At 63.4% G+C, this 8,752-nt stretch carries 5 protein-coding genes, 1 rRNA gene and 2 other annotated features; of the genes, 1 reads left to right on the forward strand and 5 read right to left on the reverse strand.

The features are described from left to right. The first annotated feature begins 461 nt into the window (after positions 1-461). Positions 462-2,579 (forward strand): TonB-dependent receptor family protein, encoded by a 2,118-nt coding sequence (locus HMPREF9710_RS25915; RefSeq protein WP_040778549.1) that lies wholly within the window; start codon positions 462-464, stop codon positions 2,577-2,579. On the opposite strand, the gene HMPREF9710_RS25920 is transcribed toward HMPREF9710_RS25915, so the two are convergent. The 5 genes from HMPREF9710_RS25920 to rrf all read right to left on the reverse strand — a co-directional run bounded on the left by HMPREF9710_RS25920 (position 2,554) and on the right by rrf (position 7,433). Next, on the reverse strand, positions 2,554-4,086 hold the full coding sequence (locus tag HMPREF9710_RS25920; protein WP_081590025.1) for a DUF3482 domain-containing protein: 1,533 nt from the start codon (positions 4,084-4,086) through the stop codon (positions 2,554-2,556). The two genes, HMPREF9710_RS25915 and HMPREF9710_RS25920, sit on opposite strands and share 26 nt — an antisense overlap. After that, complete coding sequence (locus tag HMPREF9710_RS25925) at positions 4,083-5,561, reverse strand: DUF2868 domain-containing protein (RefSeq protein ID WP_005671456.1); 1,479 nt, start codon at positions 5,559-5,561, stop codon at positions 4,083-4,085. Before HMPREF9710_RS25925 ends, HMPREF9710_RS25920 begins: the two co-directional genes overlap by 4 nt. A 161-nt stretch (positions 5,562-5,722) precedes the next feature. Beyond that, positions 5,723-6,175, reverse strand: coding sequence for a hypothetical protein (locus HMPREF9710_RS25930; RefSeq protein ID WP_005671458.1), 453 nt, complete (start codon positions 6,173-6,175; stop codon positions 5,723-5,725). Between the two features lie 113 nt (positions 6,176-6,288). Then, on the reverse strand, positions 6,289-7,143 hold the full coding sequence (locus HMPREF9710_RS25935; RefSeq protein WP_005671459.1) for an alpha/beta fold hydrolase: 855 nt from the start codon (positions 7,141-7,143) through the stop codon (positions 6,289-6,291). Positions 7,144-7,320: 177 nt separating this feature from the next. Continuing rightward, a 5S ribosomal RNA gene (gene rrf / locus HMPREF9710_RS25940) occupies positions 7,321-7,433 on the reverse strand. Between the two features lie 156 nt (positions 7,434-7,589). Continuing rightward, positions 7,590-8,461, reverse strand: a sequence feature (23S ribosomal RNA rRNA prediction is too short). Between the two features lie 30 nt (positions 8,462-8,491). After that, positions 8,492-8,714 (reverse strand) — a sequence feature (23S ribosomal RNA rRNA prediction is too short). Positions 8,715-8,752 lie beyond the last annotated feature (38 nt).

The raw sequence follows: 8,752 nt of genomic DNA on the forward strand, positions 1-8,752 counted from the left end.
TTGATATTTTAAGTATGCAGCTGAACAAGTCAGCTGGCACCTTCATCAAACGCCCACACTTATCGACTGTTAATTTTTAAAGATCAGAATTCGGTGCTTCTTCTTGCTGCATCGTTGCGAATCGTTGTGTTCGTCAGCAGCAGAGGAATGAGATTATGCAGTGTTTCGCGCTACTCGTCAACCCCTCATTTCGCTTCGTCTCAGATTTCTCTGCCGACCTTGCCATCGTAACCACTTGATTACGTTAACATTTTTCGGCCGTTGCCGAAGCGGACGCGAACTATAGCAAACCTCGACAGGGTTCCGCAAGACCCTGATCGAAACATCTATCCGCATTTCAGCAAGTCATCAGTTTGCCGAATTGTTTCTGTGCGCACGTAATACTCCCTTGCAAGGTATATTCCTTGGCTGATTGGCAAGGCCTTCCCTTCTCGCGCTTGCTACGCACTCATGGAGAAATAATGAATCACACCGTCTTGCGCCGTACGGCGATCGCCGCCGTCTGCGCCTGCTGGCCGCTGGCCGCCCTTGCCGAAGAGATTCGCGACCCGATGAACGTGGTCGTGGTCAGTGGCACCCGCGCCGAGCACACGAGTTTCGACCTGCCGGCCTCGGTCGACGTGGTCGATGCGGCGCAGATCGGCGACACCCAGCTGCGCGTCAACGCCTCCGAAGCCCTGGTCGCCGTGCCGGGCATCGTGGTGCGCAATCGCGAGAACTACGCGCAAGACCTGCAGATCTCTTCGCGCGGTTTCGGCACCCGCTCCGCCTTCGGCGTGCGCGGCGTGCGCCTCGTGGCGGACGGCATCCCGGCCACCATGCCCGATGGCCAAGGTCAGGCCGCGACCTTCAACCTGGATCTGGCCGAGCGCATCGAAGTGCTGCGCGGCCCCATGTCCGCCTTGTATGGCAACCACTCCGGCGGCGTGGTCCAGCTCTTCACGCGCGAACCGACCGATACGCCCACGGTCGAAGCCAGCTTCACCGGCGGCAGCTATGGCCAGCGCAAGTTCGACACCAATGCCTCCGGCCGCAGCGGCGGCATCGGCTATCTGCTCGATGCCTCGCGTTTCGAGACCGACGGCTACCGCGACCACAGCGCCGCGACGCGCAAGCAGGCCTACGCCAAGCTGGTCGTCGAACCCTCGTCGACCAGCCGCCTGGTGCTGACCGCGAGCGGCCTGCGCCAGGACGATACGCAAGACCCGCTCGGCGTCACCTGGGCCACCTACCAGCGCGACCCGCGCGCGGGCGAGATCGACGCCACCGACACGCAGACGCCCCAGCGCACGCTGGCCGATCGCTACGACACGCGCAAGAGCATCGACCACCAGCAGTTCGGCGCGACGTATGAACAGACGTTCGGCTCCGACCGCCTGCAGGTGACCGCCTACGGCGGCAACCGCCGCGTCATCCAGTACCAGTCGTTCTCGCGCGGCTTCCAGGCGCCGAGCAGCCACTCGGGCGGCGTGATCGACTTCGACCGCGATTTCTACGGCATCGACGCCAACTGGCGCGCGGTGCGCCAGGTCGCCGGCGGCGCCATGCGCGCCACGGCCGGCCTGGAACTGGCGCGCTCGAAGGATGCGCGCCAGGGTTTCGAAAACTTCGTCGGCGATACCTTCGGCGTGAAGGGCAACCTGCGGCGCGACGAGCAGAACGAAGTGACCAGCGTCGATCCTTACGTGCAGCTGGAGTGGGAGCGCGACCGCTGGGTGCTGAGCGGCGGCGTGCGCCATAGCCGCGTGGACTTCGACGTCAAGGACAACTTCCTCTCCAACGGCGACGACAGCGGCGGCGCCGACTTCCGCCACACGACGCCGCTGGTGGGCGTGCTCTATAAAGTGTCGCCGACCCTGAACGTGTACGCCAGCGCGGCGCGCGGCTTCGAGACGCCGACCATGAACGAATCGTTCTATTCGGGCACCGGCGGCGGCTTCAATTTCGCCCTCGAACCGGCGATCGGCACCCATCTCGAAGCCGGCGTGAAAGCCATGGTGGCCAGCGGCGTGCGCGTGAACGCCGCGGTGTTCCAGGTGAAGACGAAGGACGAATTGGTGGTCGACGCCTCATCGGGCGGACGCACCAGCTACCGCAACGCCAGCGCCACCCTGCGCCAGGGCGGCGAGTTGTCGGTAGACGCCGAACTCGGCGCCGGCTGGAATGCGCGCCTGGCCCTGAGCATGCTGCACGCGGTCTATGACGAGGCCTTTGGCGCGGTGCCGAAAGGCAGCCGCCTGCCCGGCCTGCCGAAGACCAGCTTCTACGGCGAATTCGGTTGGAAGGAAGCGGCCGGCCGCTACGGCGCGGCGCTCGAGACCATCGCCAACAGCCGCGTGTACGCCGAAGACACCAACAGCGCCACGCCGGCGCCGGGCTATGCGATCGTCAACGCCCGCGTGCAGGCGAGCCAGCAACTGGGCGGTTGGAAGCTGCGCCAGTTCGCTCGCCTGAACAACCTGTTCGACCGCGACTACGTCGGCTCCGTCATCGTGGGCGACACCAATCGCCGCTATTACGAAGCGGCTCCTGGCCGCAACTGGATCCTGGGCGTCAGCGCGCAGTACCAGTTCCAGTAATCGCGTCCTTGTCCAATGTCGGCGCCGCCGGCGCTGCCTGCACCGGCGCGCCCGGCAGCGCGACGTCGGGATACAGGCGCGCGAGCGTCGCCGTCACCGCCGGCACCAGCACCGCCTCGACCAGCCTGGTGGCGGCGCCCAGGTCCGGCGCTTCACGCACCGACTGCCACAGGCGATCCCCATCGATGCCGACCGCGTTCAGCGCCTGCTCGGCTTCTGCCTGCCAGAACGGCGGCGCCTCGCTTTCCACATAATTGCCCCGTCCTCGCCCGAAGTGCGCCACCGCCAGGTAGCGCAGCATGGCGCCCGTCAGCAGCGTCTGCAGGAAAGGATTGGCGAACTTCACATTGGCCTGGTTGCGGTCCGTGCCCTGGTTGAAACCCCAGGCCGCGCCGGCCGCCGTGATGCCGCCGGCGATCGCGCCCAGCAGCGCGCCGGCGCCCAGGGTCAGTCCGCCGGCCAGCGCATCAGCCGACAGGCCGGTCGCCGCGCCCGACACCACCGCGCCGAGCAGCCCGGCCTGCGCCTTGTCCACCGGCGCGCGCACCGCGAAGTTCTCGCGCACGCGCGCGTTCACGTTCACCGCTTGTCCGGGATCGATGCGATACAGCGACAGCATGCGCGCGGTTGCATGGTTGATGCCGTCGTTCAGGCGCTGCACCAGCGCCGCCATCGCGAGATCCTGGCGCCGCTGCTCGTCCTTGCCGATGCCGACCGCCTTCAGCGCGGTGCGCAGCATGCCGGTGCGTTCTTCGCCCAGCGGCTCGCTGTCGCGCGCCGCCGCCGCGACCTGCTCGGCGCTCATGTTCAGGGCGCTCACATAGCGCACGCGGTTGCGCTCGGCCCACGCGGCCAGCAGGCGTGCATAGGCGGGACGCTTCTCCTCTTCGATCAGGTGCGCCACCGATTCATAGAACACGTGTTCGTGCACCCAGCAGCGGGCGAAGGCGTCCAGCGGCAGCACTTCCTTCACTACCTGGTACTGCGCAAGGTGCTGCTTCCAGCGCTTGGGTTCGGCCTGCTCCTCGTGGGCCGGACGTGGCGGGCCAACCTGGTTGAGGAGCACGACCACGGGCTTGCCGAGCCATTCGAGGATCTTCATCTCGGGCGGCAGGTAACCCGCGTCCTGCGGCGATTCGGAGGAGTTGACCAGGTAGAGCACGACGTCCGCCTCTTCCCTGGCTGCGCGCAGCGCCTGCTGGCTGAGCCAGAACGGGCGGTCGCGGTAGCGGTCGAACACCTCGCGCAGGAACCAGCCGATCGGATTGCCGGCCAGCGCGAGGCGCTTGTGCAGGCGCACCGAGTCGCCAAAGCCCGGCGTGTCCCACAACACCAGCGCATCGCCCTCCTCGGTGCTCAGGAGCGGGTAGCCTTCCGAGATCTGGGTCACGTGGGCGGCGTCGCGGATCTCGCCGACGTCCATCCCGACCAGGGTGCGCGCCAGCGTGGTCTTGCCGTTATTGGTGTGCGAGACCAGGGCGAACTGGATTTTTGCGGGCGTGATCATCGCAGCTCCGGCAAGGCGAGGCCCGCGCCCAGTTCAAGCGCGTGCTTGTCGGGCTGGAGCAGATTGACGACGTGGGCCGAGGCGCCGTGGAAGCTGCAGAACTGGCGCCACAGGGCGTGACGTTCGGCGACGCGCTCGCCCCCCGCCTGTTCGCCGATGCGCTCGAGCAGCGGCGACTCGTCGAGCAGCACGGCCACGCCGCGCGGCACCCGCTTGACCAGGTAGTCGAGCAGCGCGCCGTGGTTTTCCTTTTCGGGCGTGGCGGCAAGGCTGAACAGCACCGTGGTCACGGTGATGCCGGGCTCCTTCAGGGTCGTGTCGCGCAAGGCTTCCTTGAGCTCGACGCCATATGCGACCGGCGGCAGCAACTGCACCCGCGCTTGGCCGCCGAGGGCCGCGGCGGCGATCGCCCACAGGCCGCGGTCGCGCGGTTCGTCGAGCGTGTAGCTGTAGGGGATCACGCGCAGCACGGCCGGCGTGCCGGCGCCGATGCTGTCGGCCAGCTTGCGGTAATAAGGCTGGTCGAGATCGATCGGGAAGTTGCGCTTCAGGTGGCGTGCGCGCATGCCCGCGACCAGTGCCAGCACCAGGCGCGGCAGGATCACCAGCAGCAGCAAGGTCGCGCCATACAGGTGGACCCAGCGCTCGCCGACCGGCAGGCCGGCGGCGCCGCCAAAGCGCAGCTGCTCGATTTCGGCGGGCGTGAAGCCCTGCAAAAACGGGAACACGGTCAGCGCCGGCGTGAACAGCCATGACAGCAGCGTGTGCACCTGCGCCGCGTCGAGGAAGGTGCTCTCCCATCCGGTGACGTATTCGGTGAGCAGGCCGCGCGCATACAGCGAGGCGACGGCGCCCAACGCGAAGCCGGCCGCCGCCAGGTGGAAGGTGCGGGCCAGGCGTGCGCGCGTGAGCGGCTCGCTCAGCACGGCCCAATCGGCCAGGTAGTGGGCGACGCCTTCGGCCAGCGCGGTCGGCAGCTTGCGCGGCGCCACCGCCTTGCCCACGCTCAGGCGGCGCAGCAGCGGCGTGCCGCTCTTGCGCCGGCGCGCGGCGGGCACGATGGCCCAGAGCAGCAGGCCGAGATAGACGAGCAGGTTCCAGCCGACGATCGCCAGCAGCGGCGCCGACAACAGGTCGACGCGGTGTGGATCGGCGATGCGATCGAGCGCGGCGCCAAGCACGAAGGCCAGGAACGGCAGCGCGATCCAGATGCCGCTCATGCCGGGAGCGCGCCGGACGAAGGCGCCGAAGGCCGGCGTGCGTTCGCCCAGGCGCTTGAGGATCTGTTCCGCGCGTTGCTGCAGGAAGTGATGCTGGTTGACCGCCATATGGCTGTCGGCCGCTTGCCAGGCAGCGAGCTCGCGCGCGCTGCGGGTGGCGTACATGCGGTCGTCGTCGCTCAGGACCGTGTGGGCAACATCGGCGTACTCGATCGAGCGCACCAGCACGACGTTGCGTGCGACCTGTTCGTTCATGCTTCTCCTATGGATGAAATGGCAATGTCGTTAAAGGCATTGTGCACCAGATTCACGCGGGCTGGCAGTGGGCTGGCTCACCGTACGTCCAACGCCGATAAGAAAAAACCCGGGCCATGCCCGGGTCGGTGGTATTGGTGGACGGTCGAGGTCCTGGTCGATCAGCCTTTGCGCTTGCTGCCGGCATCCGACGACGGTTCGTCAGGCCGCCCCTGCCGTTGCTGGTTGGCGGCGCCGTTGCCGGTTTGTCGCGATTTGTCCGGGCCGGTTGGAGACTCCTGGGACCCGGCATGCTGGTACTGCTCCATGCCGTGACCGGATTGCCGCGACTCGCCCAAACGGTCCTGCTCGCCGCGCGCCTGCATGCGCTGGGCTTGCTGGCGGGCGCTCCATCCGCCGCTCTGCGAACCGGCGCCGGCGCGTTGGCCGCGCCCGCTCGAGTCGGATTGCATGGATCCGGTGTTTCCCTTCGGGAAAGGTGTGTCGAGCCCGCCCGGCATGACGTAACCAGGCGCTCTCGACTGCAGGCTGCCCTCGGCAACCATCAACGTTTTTGGTTTTGCGATACCGCGTGCACGGTTGTCTCCGCCCTTGACCTTCTCTTTCGACTTCATCGCGATCCTCCGCTTTACTGAACAAGAACTTCGATAATGCGCGTGCAAAGACAGGGGAAGTATCAGAGAACGTTTCGGTGGACTGTGGGATTCGCCCTACGCACCGCATGCAACTATTCCGTTGCTGAGTTGCCTGCAGGCTGCTTCGCGAGGATGTTCCTGATCGCGTTCACCACGTCGGCCGGGTTCTGGCGCTGCACCTGGTGATCGGAATCGACGACAATCTTTTTTGCTTTCGGATACAAGCCGCTGACCAATTCCCTCGTCTTCTGGTCTTTGTTGAAGGCGCCGAAATCGACGCCGACCGCAGTGGAACCCGACGGTTTGTTGATGAGCATGACGATCGGCTTGTCATCGATCGGCGCAAGCGACAGCACCTGTTCGCTGGTCTGGTGAATGGCGTCGATCTCCTTGTTGACGGTGCTCGAGAAGAACAGCCGCTTTGCGCCGCGGGTCCAGACGGGGAATTCCTCGGATTTCTTGACGACGCCAGGCAGCAGCGGATCAACGAGCACGAGGCCGCTGACCTCTTGCGGGTAGCGCTTTGCGAATAGCTGCATGTACAAGCCGCCGAGCGAGTGGCCGACAAGGATGTACGGAGGCGCCAGGCCTTTATGCCTCAGGGTTTGCCTGAGTTCCTCGACGATTGTTGCGCCATCGCGCGCCGTGCCCGTTTCCTGGCTGTTGCCATAACCAGGGCGGTTATAGGCGAAGATCGACGCGTCAGGAACCAGCGAGTCGATCACCTTGTCCCATCCATCCACCGTTGCGCGCAAGCCGTTTTCGAAGACGATGCTGACGTTCGCGCTCGGATTTTTGATGGTCAGCGATTCGACCTGTCGGCCTGCGATCATATCGACGCTGGCGGTGGCGGGGGCGGAGGATACCGATCCCGACATCGACAGGCAGCCCAGCAGGATGACAATGGAAAGGATGTTGTTGCGGCCAGCGTTCGTTTGCGGGGACATGGGATCTGGTGAAATCGCTCGAGTTTGGAGAACCCCATTCTTTCACGACACCCGATCAGTCTTGTCGGGCAAGCGCTGAACAGCAGATTGGCTCGACAGATTGTCGAAAGCGCGATCTGGACTGCGAAACGCAAAAAGCCCGCTCAGTTCAACTGAGCGGGCTTTTCTATATAACTAGCCTGACGATAACCTACTTTCACACTGGTTGCAGCACTATCATCGGCGCAAAGTCGTTTCACGGTCCTGTTCGGGATGGGAAGGGGTGGGACCGACTTGCTATGGTCATCAGGCATGACTTGTACGAGCTTTGCTTGAACGCGTCGGCGGCGAAGCCGCCAACTCTACGTGGGCAAGGCTCTGAATCTGGAAGAAGTAAGTTGGGTTGTAGCTTTGTATCGAGCAGCTGTACTCGACCTTGGACTACCAAGGTTATAGGGACAAGCCGTACGGGCAATTAGTACTGGTTAGCTTAATGCATTACTGCACTTCCACACCCAGCCTATCAACGTCCTGGTCTCGAACGACCCTTCAAGGAGCTCAAGGCTCCGGGAAATCTCATCTCAAGGCAAGTTTCCCGCTTAGATGCTTTCAGCGGTTATCTCTTCCGAACTTAGCTACCCGGCAATGCCACTGGCGTGACAACCGGTACACCAGAGGTTCGTCCACTCCGGTCCTCTCGTACTAGGAGCAGCCCCCTTCAAATTTCCAACGCCCACGGCAGATAGGGACCAAACTGTCTCACGACGTTTTAAACCCAGCTCACGTACCACTTTAAATGGCGAACAGCCATACCCTTGGGACCGGCTACAGCCCCAGGATGTGATGAGCCGACATCGAGGTGCCAAACTCCCCCGTCGATATGAACTCTTGGGAGGAATCAGCCTGTTATCCCCAGAGTACCTTTTATCCGTTGAGCGATGGCCCTTCCATACAGAACCACCGGATCACTATGTCCTACTTTCGTACCTGCTCGACTTGTCGGTCTCGCAGTTAAGCACGCTTATGCCATTGCACTATTAGCACGATGTCCGACCGTACCTAGCGTACCTTCGAACTCCTCCGTTACACTTTAGGAGGAGACCGCCCCAGTCAAACTGCCTACCATGCACTGTCCCCGATCCGGATAACGGACCAAGGTTAGAACCTCAAATGAACCAGGGTGGTATTTCAAGGATGGCTCCACGAGAACTGGCGTCCCCGCTTCAAAGCCTCCCACCTATCCTACACAGATTGATTCAAAGTCCAATGCAAAGCTACAGTAAAGGTTCATGGGGTCTTTCCGTCTAGCCGCGGGTAGATTGCATCATCACAAACATTTCAACTTCGCTGAGTCTCGGGAGGAGACAGTGTGGCCATCGTTACGCCATTCGTGCAGGTCGGAACTTACCCGACAAGGAATTTCGCTACCTTAGGACCGTTATAGTTACGGCCGCCGTTTACTGGGACTTCAATCAAGAGCTTGCACCCCATCATTTAATCTTCCAGCACCGGGCAGGCGTCACACCCTATACGTCCACTTTCGTGTTTGCAGAGTGCTGTGTTTTTATTAAACAGTCGCAGCCACCATTTTATTGCAACCCGTTCATCCTTCCACAGTAAAGTGGTCAAA

The sequence above is a fragment of the Massilia timonae CCUG 45783 genome (genome assembly GCF_000315425.1).
Lineage (GTDB): Bacteria > Pseudomonadota > Gammaproteobacteria > Burkholderiales > Burkholderiaceae_D > Telluria > Telluria timonae.